The sequence below is a fragment of the Pedobacter sp. 10L46_2 genome (assembly GCF_056395165.1).
The window spans coordinates 1-16,409 of the sequence record NZ_JBFTIZ010000163.1 but is presented as its reverse complement, the minus strand read 5'-3'; the positions used below and the strand labels follow the sequence as shown (position 1 = coordinate 16,409).

General features: G+C 38.8%; 19 protein-coding genes. 9 read left to right on the top strand and 10 right to left on the bottom strand.

Annotated elements, in window-relative coordinates; translation table 11 throughout:
• Positions 1-150 precede the first annotated feature (150 nt).
• Genes AC1DDX_RS17055 through AC1DDX_RS17025 form a run of 7 tightly spaced genes read left to right on the top strand, consistent with a single transcriptional unit; the run spans position 151 to position 7,416 of the window.
• Positions 151-1,659, top strand: coding sequence for a SulP family inorganic anion transporter (locus AC1DDX_RS17055; protein ID WP_288879337.1), 1,509 nt, complete (start codon positions 151-153; stop codon positions 1,657-1,659).
• A gap of 34 nt (positions 1,660-1,693) precedes the next feature.
• On the top strand, positions 1,694-1,927 hold the full coding sequence (locus tag AC1DDX_RS17050) for a hypothetical protein (protein WP_172662931.1): 234 nt from the start codon (positions 1,694-1,696) through the stop codon (positions 1,925-1,927).
• 55 nt (positions 1,928-1,982) lie between these two features.
• Positions 1,983-2,768: a GDSL-type esterase/lipase family protein gene (locus tag AC1DDX_RS17045; RefSeq protein ID WP_288879338.1), complete on the top strand. Its 786-nt coding sequence runs from the start codon at positions 1,983-1,985 to the stop codon at positions 2,766-2,768.
• A 60-nt stretch (positions 2,769-2,828) separates the two neighbouring features.
• A complete protein-coding gene (locus AC1DDX_RS17040; protein WP_477622313.1) occupies positions 2,829-3,353 on the top strand; it encodes a hypothetical protein in 525 nt (174 codons plus the stop codon).
• Positions 3,350-4,996, top strand: a complete 1,647-nt coding sequence (locus tag AC1DDX_RS17035; RefSeq protein WP_477622312.1) for a mechanosensitive ion channel family protein — start codon at positions 3,350-3,352, stop codon at positions 4,994-4,996. The genes AC1DDX_RS17040 and AC1DDX_RS17035 overlap by 4 nt, the downstream gene beginning before the upstream one ends.
• A 14-nt stretch (positions 4,997-5,010) precedes the next feature.
• Positions 5,011-5,829 (top strand): AraC family transcriptional regulator, encoded by an 819-nt coding sequence (locus AC1DDX_RS17030; RefSeq protein ID WP_288879340.1) that lies wholly within the window; start codon positions 5,011-5,013, stop codon positions 5,827-5,829.
• Between the two features lie 39 nt (positions 5,830-5,868).
• Entirely contained in the window at positions 5,869-7,416 is a 1,548-nt protein-coding gene (locus tag AC1DDX_RS17025) for an FAD-dependent monooxygenase (protein ID WP_288879341.1), read from the top strand.
• Here the strand turns inward: AC1DDX_RS17025 and AC1DDX_RS17020 are convergent.
• From AC1DDX_RS17020 to AC1DDX_RS17000, 5 genes are all read right to left on the bottom strand, one after another.
• The gene (locus tag AC1DDX_RS17020; RefSeq protein ID WP_337716230.1) at positions 7,388-7,939 is read right to left on the bottom strand and encodes a dihydrofolate reductase family protein; all 552 of its coding nucleotides are present in this window, start codon (positions 7,937-7,939) and stop codon (positions 7,388-7,390) included. The two genes, AC1DDX_RS17025 and AC1DDX_RS17020, sit on opposite strands and share 29 nt — an antisense overlap.
• Positions 7,940-8,005: 66 nt before the next feature.
• The gene (locus AC1DDX_RS17015) at positions 8,006-8,764 is read right to left on the bottom strand and encodes an AraC family transcriptional regulator (RefSeq protein WP_288879342.1); all 759 of its coding nucleotides are present in this window, start codon (positions 8,762-8,764) and stop codon (positions 8,006-8,008) included.
• Between the two features lie 27 nt (positions 8,765-8,791).
• Positions 8,792-9,328 (bottom strand): GNAT family N-acetyltransferase, encoded by a 537-nt coding sequence (locus AC1DDX_RS17010; RefSeq protein ID WP_477622311.1) that lies wholly within the window; start codon positions 9,326-9,328, stop codon positions 8,792-8,794.
• A 38-nt stretch (positions 9,329-9,366) separates the two neighbouring features.
• Positions 9,367-9,612, bottom strand: a complete 246-nt coding sequence (locus AC1DDX_RS17005) for a hypothetical protein (protein WP_172662938.1) — start codon at positions 9,610-9,612, stop codon at positions 9,367-9,369.
• A gap of 104 nt (positions 9,613-9,716) precedes the next feature.
• Positions 9,717-10,478, bottom strand: a complete 762-nt coding sequence (locus AC1DDX_RS17000; RefSeq protein ID WP_172662939.1) for a response regulator transcription factor — start codon at positions 10,476-10,478, stop codon at positions 9,717-9,719.
• A gap of 160 nt (positions 10,479-10,638) precedes the next feature.
• Between AC1DDX_RS17000 and AC1DDX_RS16995 the strand changes: the two genes are divergently transcribed.
• Positions 10,639-11,358: a DUF3667 domain-containing protein gene (locus tag AC1DDX_RS16995; protein ID WP_172662940.1), complete on the top strand. Its 720-nt coding sequence runs from the start codon at positions 10,639-10,641 to the stop codon at positions 11,356-11,358.
• Positions 11,359-11,363: 5 nt separating this feature from the next.
• Complete coding sequence (locus tag AC1DDX_RS16990) at positions 11,364-11,549, top strand: hypothetical protein (protein WP_337716234.1); 186 nt, start codon at positions 11,364-11,366, stop codon at positions 11,547-11,549.
• A 57-nt stretch (positions 11,550-11,606) separates the two neighbouring features.
• Here the strand turns inward: AC1DDX_RS16990 and AC1DDX_RS16985 are convergent, their stop codons facing one another.
• From AC1DDX_RS16985 to AC1DDX_RS16965, 5 genes are all read right to left on the bottom strand, one after another.
• Positions 11,607-11,897 (bottom strand): hypothetical protein, encoded by a 291-nt coding sequence (locus tag AC1DDX_RS16985; RefSeq protein ID WP_216854484.1) that lies wholly within the window; start codon positions 11,895-11,897, stop codon positions 11,607-11,609.
• 389 nt (positions 11,898-12,286) lie between these two features.
• Complete coding sequence (locus AC1DDX_RS16980; RefSeq protein WP_337716236.1) at positions 12,287-13,183, bottom strand: helix-turn-helix domain-containing protein; 897 nt, start codon at positions 13,181-13,183, stop codon at positions 12,287-12,289.
• A 535-nt stretch (positions 13,184-13,718) separates the two neighbouring features.
• Positions 13,719-14,621 (bottom strand): NmrA family NAD(P)-binding protein, encoded by a 903-nt coding sequence (locus AC1DDX_RS16975; protein ID WP_477622310.1) that lies wholly within the window; start codon positions 14,619-14,621, stop codon positions 13,719-13,721.
• 132 nt (positions 14,622-14,753) lie between these two features.
• Positions 14,754-15,629 (bottom strand): NmrA/HSCARG family protein, encoded by an 876-nt coding sequence (locus AC1DDX_RS16970; protein ID WP_337716240.1) that lies wholly within the window; start codon positions 15,627-15,629, stop codon positions 14,754-14,756.
• Between the two features lie 240 nt (positions 15,630-15,869).
• The coding region (locus AC1DDX_RS16965) for an NAD(P)H-dependent oxidoreductase (protein ID WP_477622309.1) at positions 15,870-16,409 on the bottom strand (540 nt) is incomplete at its 5' end.

Sequence of the window (16,409 nt, the reverse complement as noted above, 5' to 3'; positions counted from 1 at the left end):
ACCTTAAGTACTACAAATATAAGCGTAATTATTTTATTTAATCAAACATTTTAATCATTTGATTAAAATCATACACATACATCTTAATAACGCAGAGATCAAGTATTTTTTCTACTTTTGGTTCATACTTTCGAAGCATCAACTTTACATATGTTTTCTCGTAATCGCTTTTTTGACTTTTCGCAAAAGGTCAATTATAAAAATGAAATCCTGGCAGGCCTAACGGTTGCCATGACAATGATGCCCGAATCTTTATCATTTGCTATCCTTGCCGGATTCCCTCCCTTATCAGGCTTATATGCCGCCTTTATTATGGGACTGATTACCTCAATTTTAGGTGGCAGGCCGGGTCTTATTTCGGGTGGTGCAGGCGCTACCGCAATTGTTCTTATTGCTTTAATGAAGTCAAATGGAATTGAATATGTTTTTGCTGCCATTGCATTGGCTGGCATTATCCAGATAGGGGTTGGCCTGTTTAAACTGGGAAAATTTATTAGCCTGGTGCCTCAACCGGTAATGTATGGTTTTGTGAATGGCTTGGCGGTTATCATTTTTATGGCGCAATTGCAACAATTTAAAACTGTTGTGAATGGAGAATCGGCCTGGCTCAGTGGTACTCCATTATTTATTATGGGTGGTTTAGTACTGCTTACCATAGCAATAGTGGTGCTTTTGCCAAAAATAACTAAAGCTGTCCCTCCATCTCTAATAGCTATAATAGTAGTTTTTTTACTGGTCCTTGGATTCAATATTGACACAAAAATGGTAAGAGATATTGCTTCTGTTAGTGGTGGGTTCCCTCCATTTCACATACCTGCTATACCCTTTGAGTTTAAGACTTTACAGGTTATTTTTCCATATGCCTTAATTATGGCAGGCGTTGGTTTAACAGAAGGATTATTGACCCTCAATTTGGTTGATGAGATTACCACCACAAAAGGCAACGGTAATAGAGAATGTATTGCGCAAGGGACTGCAAATATTGCTAATGGCTTTTTCTTTGGAATGGGGGGGTGCCCAATGATTGCTCAAACACTGGTTAATTTATCGGCTGGTGCCAGAGCAAGATTATCTGGAATAATTGCTTCATTAACCATACTTATTATTATACTTTTCGGTGCACCTATTATTGACCGCGTTCCAATGGCTGCATTAACAGGGGTAATGATTATGGTTGCCATAGGTACATTTGAATGGGTTAGTTTCCGCATCATTAACAAAATGCCCAGGCAGGATATCTTTATAGGAATTCTTGTGGCCGGAATTACCATTTGGCTTCATAATCTGGCACTTGCAGTACTTATAGGTGTTATCATTTCAGCCTTGGTATTTGCATGGGAAAGCGCAAAACGAATCCGTGCAAAAAAATATATAGATGAACTTGGGGTTAAACATTACGAAATATTTGGCCCCTTATTTTTCGGATCTGTAGCCGCTTTTAATGAGAAATTTGACGTGACCGGAGACCCTCAGGAAGTTATCATAGATTTTAACGAAAGTAGAGTAGCGGACATGAGTGGTATAGAAGCACTAAATAAATTAACTGAACGTTATAAACTGGCAGGAAAGAAATTACACCTGCAGCATCTTAGTGAAGATTGCAGGACGTTACTCAAAAATGCTGAAACAGTGATAGAAGTTAACATCAAACAATTTTGATCTATTGCTGTTGCTTTGATATTAAATAATAAGAATGAAATTAGTTTACACGGATCCCTTTGCCATCGAACTCCATGGAGTTAAGCTTACAGTCTATCCACAAGAGGATGGCATCTATAAAGTTTTTAAAGGTTCAAATAAATTTGCTATTCTACATGCTGTAGTCCATGAACTGGGTATTACCTGGGAAACAAAGGGATGGATAGATCAGTCGTACGTAAATGAAATTGGAAAACTGATCGAGGAAGAGCATGTTGATTTGCTTTAACTGATTAGGGTTTGTAAACTGGATCAATTGTTTATCTTCATGAAAAAAAAGAATCATGAAGAGTTTCCCTGTGGCTAAGCTGATACCAAGATTGTTGATGCTGGTTTCCGTATTATTGCTAACTTCCTTTTCCTCTGGAAAAAGAGTAAAACTGAATATTGTTTTTATAGGAGACAGTATAACGGAGGGAGGTGCACTAAAACAGCCATCCTTAGAGGCAACGCCTCTTATAGTTCAGCAAATCCTAACTTCAAAAGGACGCTTTAGCTCTGTTAATATTGCAAACATGGGCTATAGCGGACATACCAGCCTTGATTTTTTGCCGGCCACTAATACTGACTTCCCGAAGGTTATCGAAGCCGCAAACGCTTTAAACAAGGATACCTCGGCCACGCTTTTGTTTTCTATTATGTTGGGAACTAACGATAGCGCAATATTCGGGCCCAACGGATCGCCTATCTCTGCTGAGCAATACGATCAAAATATTTCCAAAGTGATTGATATTTTATTAAATCAGTTTCCAAAGGCAAAATTTGTACTTCAGTATCCACTTTGGTATAGCGCTAATACTCAAAACAATGCAGCTTATTTAGAAGAAGGTTTAAACAGATTAGAAAGTTACTTCCCAAAAATTGATAACCTGGTTAAAAGGTATACCAAATTAGCTCCTAAACGGATATTTGCAGGTGATAAATCTGGCTTTGATTTTTTCAAAAAGAATCATACTACTTTGTTTAAACCTGAACAAGGAAAAAAGGGCACGTTCTATTTGCATCCAAATGCCGAAGGATCAAAAGAGCTGGCAAGAATATGGGTTAAAGGGATCTTAAAGGCCATCTAAAGTTCCAAGGGAGGATAATTATGGTTTTTTGCGTAATATTGAACATTAATCCTTAGTCAGATGATGCTCCCTAAAAAACTAAGCTGCTTTCTACTGGTTTGTATCTGCTTATTTAGCTGCATTGCCTTACGTGCTCAAAAGAAAGATTCAATTAATAAATCCCTTGTAAAGGACAGCTCAAAATTAGATTTTGTAGCTAAAATGCAGGCTTTTGCAAAACGTTCTTCGAAAAAAAGTGCTGATGAGTTTGATGCCGATAAAGCAACGATTGCTCAAATCAAAACGTTTGACGAGATACAACGGACCATGCAAAAAGCAAAGATCTATGTAAATGGCAAATTAGACACGACGGATACAAAAAACGAGCTTAAAAAGATCGAAGAAGATTTTGCTGTGGCTGGTGATGGTATTTTTACTGACAGAGGATCATCACAAACATTCCGAAATCTAACTGCTACCTCAAAGATATTATCGCAACTGCTAAATAAAGTAAATGCAGGGAGTTTGGAAACCTCTGGAAGTCACCTGGTAATTACCGGCCATTTGAAGAAATACTTTATTTTTCAAAAACAAAAGGATTATTGACCCTTACATTTTATGCGGGGAACAATACAGGTAAATTAATATTGCTTGTTTTACTTATTGCTACTTCTTTTATTTATCTGCGCTCACTTAAAAATATTTATTTAGAAAATAATCTGCTAAAAACTGATTTTGATGGCCAATTGGTACTCAGGTATCCATTGCTCTCTGCTATGTTAATTATTATAAGTTTATTTCAGTTCTTTTTTGTATCGCCTCCTTTTATTTTAAACGTTATTTTTTGGTCAATATCCTGCATTTGTCTGAGCATTATTTTTAGAAAATATATAAGCAAATACTGGATGCGTGTGTGGTTGATTATGGTTGTAGTTTTTCTGATTGCTGCTTTGGGTAATTTGATACTACAGGCCTCCAGAATAGAGCGATGGGGTATGCTTATTACTTCTATACTTGGGGTAATAGTTGGCCTGATTACAATATTAAAAGGGCATCGCGAAGAGCTTAGAGAGAAATGGATTGTATGGTCTATCGCTTTTATGGCCTTACTTGAACTAATATCCACGCTGGCAAATTTGTTTGGAAGGTATAATTTGGCAAAAACACTGTTCATTGGCGGATTTTTAAACGTGGTTATTGCCATTCTTTTTCTTTGGACAGTGCGGCTTATTAATGAAGGGCTCTTTCTTGCATTTAATGTATATTCAGGACAGGATAAAAAGCTTTTTTACCTCAACTTTGAAAGGGTAGGCAAAAGGGCTCCTTTGTTATTCTATATACTACTGGCTGTAGGTTGGGCGATATTACTTGGCCGTAATTTCCCGGCATTTGATTACCTACTTAAGCCTTTTCAAAACTTTTTTACCCAGGAGCGCACTCTTGGTGATTATACCTTCAGCATCAATAATCTGGTATTATTTATTGCAATTATGTCGATTGCAGTTATTGTGTCCAAGATCGTTTCTTTTTTTGCATCTGATGGACATCTTCCAGATAATAAGGAAAATAAGAATGAGAGACAGGGGATAGGGAGCTGGTTGCTACTGGTGCGTATTTCGATCCTGTGCATCGGGTTATTTTTGGCTGTAGCAGCAGCAGGGATTCCTGTTGATAGGATAACCATCGTTTTGGGTGCTTTAGGTGTGGGTATAGGTTTTGGTCTGCAAACTTTAGTTAACAACCTGGTAAGTGGACTCATTATTGCATTTGAAAAGCCCGTTAATGTTGGAGATATTGTTGATGTTGACGGCCAGGGTGGTAAAATGAAATCTATTGGGTTCAGGAGCAGTGTAATTTCTACCTGGGATGGCGCCGATGTAGTTATGCCCAATGGCGATTTGCTTAATGCTCATCTGATCAATTGGTCGCTCGGCGGAAACCGTAAACGCATATCGATCCTGATCGGCATTGCCTACGATGCTGATCTGGAGAAGTGCAGGCAGTTACTGACGGAGATTTTAAACAATGATCAGCGGATCAGCAAGAATCCGGGTCCTGTTGTACAATTCGAGCAGTTCAGCAATAGTTCAATCGATCTGCGGATATATTTCTGGACAAAACATATTGGAGATACGTCTGCTACAAGGAGCGATCTGATTATAGCTATCGTTGCAGCTTTTAAAGCCAATGGCATCGCAATACCATTTCCTCAACAGGACATCCATCTTCATCATCCAGATCAGCAATAAAACAACTACTTGCCATGCACCATCAAGAATTTGAACCTCCTGAAGAGCTACAAGATATCATAAAGTGCTTTTGGTACAACAGAAAAGAATCTGGAGAACTGGAATCGAGTTTCGAGGTAGTGCCTGATGGCTACGCTGAAATTATTTTTTATTTTGGAAACCTTTATAGCATTTCTTATAATGATGGTTTACAGCCATTGCCCTCACCGTTTATGATGGGACTGCTAAATCAACCTGTTCTTTTTAATACACAAAACCGCTTGGAAATCATTGGTATCAGGTGCTTTCCATGGACTGTTTTCGATTTGCTTGGATTGCCATCCGGTAAAGATGGGCTGCGCATATTTGAACATCCGATAGCCCGGCTTCAGTTGACTTTGAATAAATTGATTCATGCCAATAGGATAGATGATGCGATAGCCCATGTAAAACAGTATTTCTTAAATGAACGCTCTCAGATTGGCCCCGACAATACCTTATTCAAAGCGGGAGTTGCTATGAGAGAGGCAAAGGGTGCTATTTTGGTAAGCGAGGTAGCGGCGGCGGCTCATGCAACGGTTCGTACATTGGAAAGGAGATTTAAGCAATCTTCTGGCCATACAGTTAAAGACGTGTCTGGCCTGATGCGTTTTGAGGAGGTACGAAACCGGTTATGGCATTACCCGGAATCCAACCTTGCCAGCTTGGCCCAGGAACTCGGCTACGCGGATCAAGCGCATCTTAGCAAGGAATTTAAGCGCTACAGTGGCACTACACCAGGGGTATTTGCACGAAAGGCAAAGAAAGGAAAACAGACTGTCGGCAGTGATTTTGTCGCGTTTGTACAAGCCTAACGCAGGAACATTCCAGAATTTTGTGTTTAAATAAATCATATGAAAACACAAAATAAATCCATTTACGATGTCATCATTTCGGGTGCAGGACCTGTAGGTCTGTTCCTTGCCTGTGAACTAGCACTTGCCAAATGTTCAGTCCTGATACTGGAAAAGGCGGAGAATCCGCAGTCTCCATTGAAACAACTTCCTTTCGGGATACGAGGACTCTCAGCACCTACTATTGAAGCGCTTTACCGCCGTGGTTTACTTGAAGAGCTAGAGCTGCATAAACAGCTTAAAAATCCACATCAAAATGCAAAGGAAGGGGCACAAAGGCAGGGAGGACACTTTGCTGGTATTCCATTTCTTGCCGTCAATGTTGACACTTCACAATGGGCGTATCGTTTACCTTGCTCTACCCAGACTAATTTAATTTCTGAGATGCAGGAGATTGAAACAGTTTTAACCCGCCGTGCAGAATCTTTAAATGTACAAATCAGGCGCGGGCATGCCATTACTGACTTTAATCAAACTGCGGATGAGGTAGCGGTTCAGTCTGGTGATCAATCTTTTAAAGCTAAATGGCTGGTAGGTTGTGATGGGAGTCGAAGCGTTGTCCGGAAGATTGCTGGTTTTGAATTTGCAGGCACAGAACCGGAATTCACCGGTTATTCTGTAAAAGCGGATATAGCTAACCCGGAAAAGCTCAGCCCTGGCCGAAATGTGACTGCAAGAGGCATGTATATGCAATCTCAGCCTGGCTATGTACTAATACAGGATTTTGATGGTGGAGCATTTCATCACTCGGGAAATCCAATCACGCTCGAACATATTCAAGAAGTGTTGCGCCGTGTGTCGAATACCGATGTAACGATCAGCACCCTCCATATTGCCACCACCTGGACCGATCGGGCGCGGCAGACCACAACCTACCGCAACAGGCGGGTGCTTTTAGCTGGCGATGCTGCACACATCCATTCGCCGTTAGGGGGACAAGGGCTTAACCTTGGGCTAGGCGATGCCATGAACCTGGGTTGGAAGCTTGCAGCAACCATCAATGATAAAGCCACAGATGGTTTGCTAGACACTTATTATACCGAACGGCATCCAATTGGCGCACAAGTTTTGGATTGGTCACGCGCACAGGTTGCAATTATGAAACCAGACCCGCATGCTCGCGCGCTGAATGCAATTTTTCGCGATTTGATCAACACGCGTGAGGGCGCCACCTATTTTGCAGGAAGGGTATGGGGTATCAACATACATTACCATTTAGGAGGAATCCACCCGCTGGTAGGGCACAGCGTTCCCAACTTTGAGTTCGAAGATGGTACTACGATTGGTGAGCTTATGCGGGATGGCCATTGGACACTTCTTGATTTTGACAAGAATGTTTTAATAAAAACTTTGGCAACTGAATATGGCAATCAAATCAACTTTATATCTGGACAAGTGAAAGAACAATTCGGCCTAAGTGTTGTGTTGATACGCCCTGATGGAATTATCGCCTGGGCTTCTGATAATGAAGCTCATGAAAACTCATTTAGACAAGCAATTGCATTTTGGATTACAGGCGTCACATCGGAGGCCATTGATCGTTGTTGATACGGTAATTGAGCGATACCAAACCACTTTCATAAGTCTTGCTTTTTAGAAGAGTGAGTTTGGTTCGGTTATCCTTTTTGTGGAACAGGGTTTTACCATCACCAAGCAGTATAGGATGTACTGACAACCATAATTCATCGACAAGGCCTTCTTTCATCAGGGCATCGGTAAGTTCAGCACCACCATATAACCATATATCTTTACCTGGTTCTTCTTTTATCCTTCGCGCTTCAGTAATGCTATTGTCAGATATAAGTATGGCACCTTCTTTTACTGTTTTCAATGTTTTAGAAAATACATATTCTTTCATTGCAGGCATTCCGGGAACTATTTCTCCGTTATTGCTATCGGCATACTGTTGCGCTATCTCGTAACTTTTACGGCCAATAAAAATGGCATCTATGCGGTCAAAGAATTCGTTTAAGCCATAGTCCTGGTCCGTAAAGCACCAATCATATTCACCGTTAGGTCCTTCAATATATCCATCCAGTGTTATTGCTAATCCTAATATTAATTTTCTCATATCGCTAATGTTTTTGTATTGCAAAACTGCAAAGATTAAATTAACTCAAATTGTACAAAACGGACATCAATGAATAATATGTTGCGCATGAGTGAATTTACCAGGAGCATATCCAGTATATGTTTTATAATCACGATTAAAATGAGCCTGGTCATAGTAACCGCTTTTATAAGCAATTTCCGTAAGTGAGAGGGCTGGGTATTTTTTTATATAGTGAAGTGATTGTATGAACCGGTACACACGCAAATATTCTTTGGGTGATAGGCCAATACATTGCAGAAATTTTCGTGAAAGATGGCGCTGACTGACACCAGCGTCGTTTGCAAGCTTACTTACAGACAACAAGCCACCGGAAAATTGCGCCTGCTGCAGGCAATAGGCTACCTGCAAATCGTTTTTAGCTGTGGTTAATTGTTGCAGCAAATAGTTTTGCAGTATGCCTACACGTGTTTCATTGTTACAGGCACAGGCTAGATTATCTTCTATTTCTTCCGCCAGATTATTCCATATATCGGATAAGGCAGCTGTAGTGTCGGCTAATGTATGAATGGGTATCTGAAAGAACTTATATGCCATGCCAGGATGGAAACAAACAGCAAGGCAACCTGCCCCTTTGCGCATCTGGACATCCATGGGCCGGCTCATACGAAAGCTAACGATACTACGCTTGTGCAGTTCATCGCCAATGATTGCCACTGGCGTGCTGGTGTAATTCACAAATAACTCAACACAAGTATCAGGTAATACTCGTATATGACTTATATCTGTGCCTTCATCACAATCCATAGTACATATCACTTTGACATAGGGCCGGAGGCTCGTCATGATATCGTATAATTGAATACGCATAATTTAAAACAGCTCCATAGTCAATTTGTGATGTTCATACCAGTAATGGGGGACAAGGTCATAATTAAATATCTCTTTTTCTATAAAGCCGCATTTTTTTAGAACTCTTTGGGATTGCAAATTATCTATATCAGCTATAGCATAAATTGAAGGAAGTTTAAGTTCGTTAAAACCATATTCTACTGCTGCTTTTGAAGATTCAGTCGCATAACCTTTTCCCCAATGCTTCTTTAGAAATCTATAGCCTAGATCATGATAGTCTTTATGGCCATTGGTTAAATCAGTGATTAATTTAAATCCGCCCCAACCTACAAAATCACTCGATTCTTTTTCAATTATTGCTAGCCGTCCCACTCCGTTGTCAACATATTRTTGTCTAATGAATTTTATAACATCTTTAGCCTGTTGAATATTTTTAATTGGATTTTTTCCGAGGTGCTGATGCACTTCGGGATCAGAATCTAAACTAAAGATGCCTTCGACATCAGTTTCTAATAATTCTCTAAAATAAAGTCGCTCGGTTTCAATAAACATCTTCATTCTCAAACTTATTAATATTAAATGGAATTAGTTTTAGTTCACAAAGGTGTACCAGAGATTTCCTTTATTATTTTTATACTGAAAGAATGCCTGCCCATCAGCCACCTTTGGATTTCGTCCGGATTGATGTCAAGAGAGACAGCAAGGTCATTTGCCGAAAGGCCTTTATCTGCTAATTTTTTTGCTGTTTTATTGGCAATGTCCAGATTCAGCTGCGTTAATTCTTCTATAGCAGGGTTGCCGCTTTCTTCCAACCAGATGGATACAAAATCGTTCTTTTCCATTTATGTTTGTTGTAATTGTTTAAGGCATTCAGGGCATTCCGCACCGTTTGTTCATTTTGGCTGCAAAACTAGTAAACAGAGATGAGATCTATAGCCTATACAAGCTAAATAATCTTGTTGTTAACAGTGTAAGAAAGGGCTTCAACAATATTACTCACACCTAAACGCTCAAAAATCCGTCTCCTATAATACTTCACTGTGTCAGCAGAAACAAATATTTTTTCTGCAATTTGATTAATTGTTAATCCTTGCGCATGCAAACGCAATATCTCGATCTCCCTTTTTGTGAGTTTAGGTTTCTCTGATTTACGCCAAACATTATTTTCTATATTTAATTCCCAGGTTTCATCTGTGCCTTGTTTATGAATACAAACATTGCCTGCATTTTTATGATGTGAAATAGAAACGATGCACATTGCTTTCCATAACTGATCATCGCTTGTCAAAAACAACGGGGTAAGCTTATGATTGATGAGAATATGCTTACCATCCTTATTAACTAAATGGAAATCGTAAGTTATGCTATATGATTTTTTCGCGTGACCAGGCAGTTTTTTATAGAAATCAAATCCTGCATCATTAATGAGGTTTAGCAGTTCCAAATCTCTTTCAGGAACATTTTTAAAATAGAAATCATAACCCATCTCCAACACTTCCTCAGAAGAATACCCGCATAAAAACAATGGGTTTTCTGAAACGTATTCAAACGCCATCTTTTCATAATCAATAACATATATACTCTCATATGTTAACCTTGCAAAAGACTTTACGACTTCCAAATAATGTTGCTGTTGAAGATGGTCGTAATCTGATATTCTTTCAACCTTATTCTTGGTAAGCAGGCTTGAATTAATGTTGCTTTTCATTAGCTACTAGGGCTTATTAGCAAATCTACACTAAAGTGTAGTTTTTGAGATTTTTTTTGTGCGGATTTTTACAAGAAACATTTTTCGCATAGCTAAGAGAGAGCTATCCCAAAATGGTATGAAACCACACTAACGGCCAAAATACAGACATACAAAACAAATGACAAATTGTAAAACCTGCAACCTCGAATTAACTTCAAAATACTGTCCAAACTGCGGACAACCTAGTCAGCTTAAAAGAATTGATGGACACTACATTATTCATGAAATTGAACATGTTTTGCATTTTGAACGTGGGATCCTATACACTATAAAAGAACTTATAGCAAATCCAGGACAGAACGTAAGAAACTATCTTTCAGATAACAGAAGTCGACTTGTTAAGCCAATAATTTTCATTATTGTTACATCTCTTATTTATTCAACATTTAGCAACTTTTTCCATATTGAAGATGGTTATGTAAATTATTTAGACGATCATAAATCTACAACGAGTGCAATTTTTAAATGGATACAGGGACATTATGGTTATGCGAATATAATCATGGGTATTTTTATTGCATTATGGACAAAGCTATTTTTCAGAAAATATAAATTAAACATTTTTGAAATTTTAATCCTTCTGTGTTTTGTGATTGGAATGGGAATGTTGATTTATTCAGTTTTCATAATTATTCAAGGTTTAACACATTTTAACCTAATGCAAACTGCAGGTATTGTTGGGTTTGTTTATACTACTTGGGCAATTGGACAATTTTATGAAAAAGGAAAAGCCATTAATTATGTGAAAGCATTTTTTGCTTACATTTTAGGTATGATCACTTTTGCATTGACGGCAATAATGATTGGGGCAATAATAGACACAATAATTAGACATTAAAACTTATGAGCATTAAAAAAGGGCAATCATTCTTATTCCTAATTATAGCAATTATTTTAGGATGGACTATTTTTAAACAGTTTGATTTTGAAAATTTGAAATTTGAAAAACCAGCATTAGCTATTGTATATATATTGACTTTTGTAATGTCTGTTTACTTTCTTGTTAAAAACGTTAAAAGAGAGGAATAGCAGCCAACCTAGGTTGGCTGTGATGATACTCCAACTGCGCCTTGCTTATATTCTGCTTTACCAAATAAACTTATAGTCGTCTATACGATCTGATTTCACAAAACGCGTCAGCTTACCGTCGTGGAAATAAAAGAATAAATAAGGTTCAGCATTGGCGATAATTACTCCTCTGGAGATAATACGATAAATATTTGTGCCATTATTATCGAGTGACATCAATTCCGCAGAGCGGTTAGCTTGTTTGAATTCATTTTCTGACATGCCGATCTTAATTGAGGATTCTTGATATGACATACTCTTGCAGCCTAAAGCTATTACCGCCAGGCAGATTAAAATTATTTTTTTCATATGTGTTTATTTGTGTGTAATGAAGTGGGTTCAATAATTATGCCTTTTAGTATCCCTAAAATATATAAGGACCCATAGTTTTGAGAAAGACAAATAAAACGCTGATTGTCAATATTTTTATTTCGCGTAACTTTATATCGATAAAATCCGGTTAAATGGCGTTATTTCAAAGGGTTTTAAAATTGGGGTCCTGAATGGGGCACCATTTTATTTGACCTGTTTTGATGTGTTTTAAAGAACTTTTTGTGTGATACAAATATAATCATTTAGTAGGATTTGGCCAAGGCTATCGTCAATTTTATTATGCTGATTCCAGTTTTCCAAACCTCTAAAAGAATCTCTACCAAGATTTTTAGAAAAAATCAGTAACTAAATGTATTAATATTTGACTAATTCAAGAACTGATTTCTATATTCAGTAGGGGTAATCCCAACAGCTTTTTTAAATAAGCGTGAAAAATAAGGGGGATTTTCAAAACCAAGTTGAAATGCAGTTTCTGCTACAGTGTTGTCCGTACTCATCAATATGTTTTTTGCCTCGATGATTAGTGCTAAATGAATGTGGTCTATGGCAGTCCTGCCGGTTTCCTGTTTCAATAGATCGCTAAGATATCCTGCCGACAATGATAACTGAGATGCCATATATTTTACCGTTGGCAATCCATGCTTTTGAAGGTTTCCGCTCTCAAAATATGCATTTAGGATTTCTGTAAACTTAGAAATTATTGTGCCAGACAGAATAGTCCGGTTCAAGAACTGCCGATTATAAAATCTTGACGAATATTTCAGAATGGACTCAATATAGCCAATCATTATCTCTCTACTGAGATTATCCTGGTTGTTATAATATTCCTCACGTATTTTATTAAAGAGATTCCAAATGGTTTCTTCTTCTTTAGGGGATAGATGTAGTGCCTCATTAGCCTCGTAATCGAAGTAGCCGTATTTTTTAATTGTTGCATGAAGTGGATGATTGATCAAATAATCTTCATCTATAAAGATGATGAATCCGTTATCTTCTAATTCAATGTCATTCATCTGTATGATCTGATCGGGTTTCATAAAAAACATAGAACCGGTATCGCTATCATACTTGGTCTTTCCGTACATAAGCGTGCCAGATTTCATCTTTTTTAAAGCAATCTTATAAAAACCCAGTGTGAATTCCGAATAAACAAAATTGCAGCCTTTTATGTCTTCAAATGTTAGAACACCAAGCAATGGATTTTCCGGTGGAGGAAATCCGTTTGTTTTATACATCTCGGTTATAGTCTTAAAATGTTTCATGTTTAATCTACTGAAATTTACAATTATTTTTCAATGATAAATTTAAGATTCCCTTTTTCCAATGATTCTTTATCTGAAAGGGATATTAATTGGTCTAATATCAGATACCTACTTATTAAACAGACAATGGATTTTTATCGAAAACCATTGTCTGTCCGGGTATTTAATGGCCCACCCCTTAAGTTTAATAATGGCTCCAAGCGCTTTAAGTTAATCAGGGTCAAGCTGATTGACAGCAAGAATTTTGTTGTCTAATCAACTGAGTCAGTTTATATTTCTTTATAGTTTAAATGACGAATATCTCTGGCAGGTGTAACCGGAAGACAAGCAGTTACTCACGTCCTTTCATTTCGTCCAAGCCACCGTCATCCTTCGGCTATGATCAATTAAGTCCTGCCCCAGTCAGAGGGTCGATCAACGCATCCAATTCGAACCTGCTCTTGCCAACCCTTCTGCGAGGTAGCGGTACAGGCGACCTTAAGGCTAAAATCTATAACGCGCTGTCTTAGGCCAATGATGTGCCGTAATCAGACAGCTACTGCCCAATACCCGAAATCAGCTCCTGCCGATGCTTCAGAATCCATTGCTTAAGGGTCATGGCTTGCTGTCCGGTTACATGCGGAACATCATTTCGAACGCTTCCGATATAGCCCATCCGCCCATCCACCACCTGACGCATGACCTCGACGCCGCCATCCGCATACCAGGTCTCTACCGGGATACTTGCCGACGTGAAAACAGCCTGAAATTCCGCAGGGCCAAGGTGGTTGGGAGTAATTTCTTTATCCAGGATGTCGCTTAGAAGTATGGAGAGCTCAGCGCCTGTGGCAACATCGCTACTTAACCAATAGTCTTTCCCAGCGTGCCTGGCCGGCCCCTCCCGAAGCGCGGTAGCCGCAACTAGAGCAACATCCGCTGCGGCCACCCAACCCATCCGGTGCTCGTTCCAATAAGTGGTGAGGGTATCACCCTTTAGGTATAGGGTGAGTATGTTTTCCATAAACGTATTTGGATGCAGGAATGTCCAGGCCATTCCGCTAGCTTTGATATAAGCCTCAACCAGTTGATGCCAGGCGAAGGCTGGGCTCGTGCAATCCCATTCTCCAAACACACCCAGATGCACTATATACTCAACGCCGGCTTTCCGTGCTGCATCCAACAGTGTCTTGCTCTGTGTAAGCATGGCAACTGTGTATCCGGTCAGAAGAAATATTCGATCTACACCAGCCAGCGCAGCGCCGAAAGTTCGAGGATCGTCCAGATCAAGGTGAACGATATCTTGCCCCTCTGCACGCCTACGTTGAACCTCTTCCAATCTGCGGGAAGTCGTCCTGACGTTAAGGTTTGAGCTCCCTTCTAAGTGAGAGAGCAGTTTCTTACCTACTTGCCCACTGGAGCCTAGAACAAGCACTCGCGTTTTAGCCTGACTAATMTCCATTGAATTTTTCTCCTATTATTCTTTAATGTTATTCTTTAATAAATTTCCACACGGAAAGCACATTCCGCAGAGCGTGCACAACTTCGATGACATTCCACGCTATAAGCTTATTTTACTTTTCGCCCGCGAATTCTATTTATTTTGATTTAACCATTCGTCAAATCTTACATATTCACCGGTAGCAATTTCTTTTGCCAAGTCAATCCTTGACGCTGAATCAGGTCCCATGTAGGTGTATTTTTCCCAATATCCGAACAGTTCTTTCAATTCCTTTGTTCTGTTAGATACAGTTGCAAATACTTCACCAGGGATTACTGTATAGGTGTATTCCTTACCTTGTCTTTTATAGGCTTCGAGAATATTGTTAAAGCTGTACAGTTCCGTTGCAAGCGCAAGGTAATTGCCATTGCCAGCTTTTTCAGGCTGCAAAAATGCACCAGCCACAACTTTTCCCATATCGTTGATATCTGACCAATGGATTACTTCTTTTGTAGGGTCAAGTGACAGCATCCAACCAGTTGTGCCGTCTTCTTTTTTCTGCGGTGCAAGCGGACCTATAAGGTTTTGAAAATAGAATGGAGCTTCAACAAATGTAGTGTATTTGAACCCTGCATTTTTCACCACATCATCTACCTTTGATTTATTTGAGAAATGTGGAACCTCAAATTCACCGTTACTGATTACTCCTACATCAGGAAGTGTTGACCAGACAAAATGCTGCACCCCTGCTTCCTTAGCTGCTTCCACGGCATTTTTTCCTTGGGTAATTTCGTCTGCACCTGCCCAATAGTCGGTAACCACAAATACACCATAGGCATTCTTAAAGGCAACTTTTAATGACTGTAAATCGTCCAAATCTGCAAAAACTGTTTCATGTGCCTTGCCTGAATATTTTTCAGGATTACGGGTTGTTGCTCTTACATTGAAAGATCCTTCCTCTACAAGTGTATTTACCACACCCTTACCTTGTGAGCCTGTTGCCCCAATTACTACAATTGTTTGTTTCATAATTTCACATATTTAAATTATAAAACAAAATTAGGAGATGGGTTAATTTGCCAGTTATACAAAACAAGGGAGATACGATACATTTTAAGGATACGCCTTTAAAAAAAATAAAACCCCAGTAAATACTGAAGTTTTAATGATGTATTGGATGTGCTACGATTTTGTTAAAGTAATAGACCAATCATATAAAATATAATCAAAGCCATTTTACAGGCAGTTTCTTGTAACATTTATATGTTACTAAAGATTAAAGGCGGTTTTAAGATAAAGCGGATATTTTTCCAGATCACTTTTTACGTTCCCATCTTTAAATATATCAAAACAATTATAATCGGGCACAACTTCAGCACCACAAAATCGGTAATTGGCTGTAATAGCTATTAATACGTCAGCAGTACTTCTGCCTTCAAAAAGATACTGTGCTGGATCGTCAAAACTTGCCTTTGGTGCATTCCAGGTAGCAGATACCATAAATTTCTTCTGCTGTAAGTTTCCACCAGTTCCATATTGCTTTGTTAAATCTGCTCTGGTTCTTCCGTCTCCGTTCAAAAATCTGAAATTTTCTCTGCCACTGTTAAAGACATCGTCGGCATATTTTTTATAAATCCAGGGAGCCCCAAACCAGTTGATAGGAGTCTGCAAAATGATAATATCTGCCACTAAATGTTTTTCAACCTCTTCGTTTGCATCATAACCATTTTCTACTTTCGTTTCCAAAACTTCAAACCCGTTGGCCTCAAAAAAAACCTTGGCAATAGTCTGAAGGGATTCATTGAGTAC

Bases quoted from the DNA above. Each gene is read 5' to 3' on its own strand.
- AC1DDX_RS17055 (WP_288879337.1), top strand. From the start codon at position 151: ATGTTTTCTCGTAATCGCTTTTTTGACTTTTCGCAAAAGGTCAATTAT.
- AC1DDX_RS17050 (WP_172662931.1), top strand. From the start codon at position 1,694: ATGAAATTAGTTTACACGGATCCCTTTGCCATCGAACTCCATGGAGTT.
- AC1DDX_RS17045 (WP_288879338.1), top strand. From the start codon at position 1,983: ATGAAGAGTTTCCCTGTGGCTAAGCTGATACCAAGATTGTTGATGCTG.
- AC1DDX_RS17040 (WP_477622313.1), top strand. From the start codon at position 2,829: ATGATGCTCCCTAAAAAACTAAGCTGCTTTCTACTGGTTTGTATCTGC.
- AC1DDX_RS17030 (WP_288879340.1), top strand. From the start codon at position 5,011: ATGCACCATCAAGAATTTGAACCTCCTGAAGAGCTACAAGATATCATA.
- AC1DDX_RS17025 (WP_288879341.1), top strand. From the start codon at position 5,869: ATGAAAACACAAAATAAATCCATTTACGATGTCATCATTTCGGGTGCA.
- AC1DDX_RS17020 (WP_337716230.1), bottom strand. From the start codon at position 7,939: ATGAGAAAATTAATATTAGGATTAGCAATAACACTGGATGGATATATT.
- AC1DDX_RS17015 (WP_288879342.1), bottom strand. From the start codon at position 8,764: ATGACGAGCCTCCGGCCCTATGTCAAAGTGATATGTACTATGGATTGT.
- AC1DDX_RS17005 (WP_172662938.1), bottom strand. From the start codon at position 9,612: ATGGAAAAGAACGATTTTGTATCCATCTGGTTGGAAGAAAGCGGCAAC.
- AC1DDX_RS17000 (WP_172662939.1), bottom strand. From the start codon at position 10,478: ATGAAAAGCAACATTAATTCAAGCCTGCTTACCAAGAATAAGGTTGAA.
- AC1DDX_RS16995 (WP_172662940.1), top strand. From the start codon at position 10,639: ATGACAAATTGTAAAACCTGCAACCTCGAATTAACTTCAAAATACTGT.
- AC1DDX_RS16990 (WP_337716234.1), top strand. From the start codon at position 11,364: ATGAGCATTAAAAAAGGGCAATCATTCTTATTCCTAATTATAGCAATT.
- AC1DDX_RS16985 (WP_216854484.1), bottom strand. From the start codon at position 11,897: ATGAAAAAAATAATTTTAATCTGCCTGGCGGTAATAGCTTTAGGCTGC.
- AC1DDX_RS16980 (WP_337716236.1), bottom strand. From the start codon at position 13,183: ATGAAACATTTTAAGACTATAACCGAGATGTATAAAACAAACGGATTT.
- AC1DDX_RS16970 (WP_337716240.1), bottom strand. From the start codon at position 15,629: ATGAAACAAACAATTGTAGTAATTGGGGCAACAGGCTCACAAGGTAAG.